Origin of the sequence: Paenibacillus zanthoxyli JH29, from assembly GCF_000520715.1 — a bacterium.
GTDB classification, from domain to species: domain Bacteria; phylum Bacillota; class Bacilli; order Paenibacillales; family Paenibacillaceae; genus Paenibacillus_AQ; species Paenibacillus_AQ zanthoxyli.
The window spans coordinates 1-1,526 of sequence record NZ_ASSD01000038.1 but is presented as its reverse complement, the minus strand read 5'-3'; the positions used below and the strand labels follow the sequence as shown (position 1 = coordinate 1,526).

Genomic DNA, 1,526 nt, shown 5'->3' with positions numbered 1-1,526 from the left:
CGGTAGTGGCTGCCGTAGGAAGCTCGGATGACGGTGTGGATTTTCTCCCGATATGCGGGGCCCGTGTGTTTGAATTCCTTGATTAAGTCTTTCAAGATCTGTTCGCTAACAACAGGAAAAATCACGTCGCGAATAGTGCCTTCCGGGTTATCAACGGCTTTCTGAGCCATGTTGAACAAAATGCCGTATTTATTGCTTACCCGGCGAAGATCGTTCAGGATCTCTTTTTCCACCTTTCGTTCGGCACGAACGCTGATTCGGTGAATGATTTGAGTGAGCAAATCTACGAGGTTATCGGTGATCTCTTGACTGCGGAGCCAGAAGAACGCGCATAACAGCGCGTAGCGAATGGGATCAGGGTGACGACGAAGCTCCCGAATATCTTCCGTTGAAACACGCTGCCGGTACTTTTTCAATACTTTGAGGGCGGTGTGTCTCGAAATAGATCATCCGGCAGCTCCAAATGCCGCAGTGTCCGGAGTTTATGTACTTCTTTCAATAAGCTGTCCAGACCGGGATGGCCCGGATCAGCCTTCTGCTCATGAAACGAAATTCGGCCGCTTTCTTCACCCGGGGCTTCGTCGATATCATCAAGCAGCGCAGTGCTCTCGATCAAGGCATCAAGCTTGGCGGGTGTGGTTGGGGGCAACTTTTGAAGCGTTGCTTGAAAGAACTGTTCTTCGTAGGTATGGATCGTGGAACGGATGAGACGTTCTACACGGTCAGGTGTCGGCGGCTCGACTTTCAGCTCCCGGAAGCGTCGATACACCACATCCATCACCTGCTCCCATTCCTGGTTGTGATGCAGCACATGTTGGCGAAGCCATTCTGCTACGTCTTGGCTATCCTGAACAGTCACTTCCCGAAACTCAAAGAATTCACGGATTTGTACACGGTGGGCTTTTATGGTTCTCCCATTCCAGTCGTACTGTGCGTATAGCTCGGATTCGCAGAAAATCTGTTTGGCAATGTATGAAATCACTGCTTTAGGAACTTCAAACTTTTGTGCGGGAAATCTGGCTTCGTTCTGAAAAAACTTGAGCAGTACGGCAAACCCGATCTTGTTTTCCGCCAACTTGTTTTCAACCAGTTTCATTTCATTAGGTAAAATCGTAAAATGCTCAATCAGTTCGTCGAGCTCCCAATTTCGCTTCACAATATCCCCTCCCAGATAAAGTTCCTAAAATGGTGAGTATCGGAACAATGCAATTGAAATCAGTATATCGAAGCAGCATATTTTAGACAATATGAGTCTCATAAATCCCAATGTTCCTTTTACAAAAAATTATTCGGAACTTTGTTTTTAAGAGGAATGGAGGGTTTATCATTCTAATGTCGAATAATTCCATATCGAGGGCGGATTAACCTAACGGGCAGTTATATTGAATAAAAAGGGATTATCTAATGAAGTAGGAGAATTGATGATTTAGCGAAAGATGGGTGTTGGATACTAAATAAATAAAAGTAGAGCTACGGAAGTGGGAAATAACGGCTCTTCGCGCTACTGGGTGGGTAAATGCCTATTA

The 1,526-nt window shown here is 45.9% G+C and carries 1 protein-coding gene and 1 pseudogene; both read right to left on the bottom strand.

Annotation, left to right across the window (positions count from 1 at the left end):
* Positions 1-416: pseudogene (locus L691_RS30425) on the bottom strand (Tn3 family transposase); the annotation flags it as partial.
* Positions 413-1,156, bottom strand: coding sequence for a DUF4158 domain-containing protein (locus tag L691_RS30420; protein WP_025688404.1), 744 nt, complete (start codon positions 1,154-1,156; stop codon positions 413-415). The gene L691_RS30420 and the pseudogene L691_RS30425, both read right to left, overlap by 4 nt.
* Between the last annotated feature and the right edge of the window lie 370 nt (positions 1,157-1,526).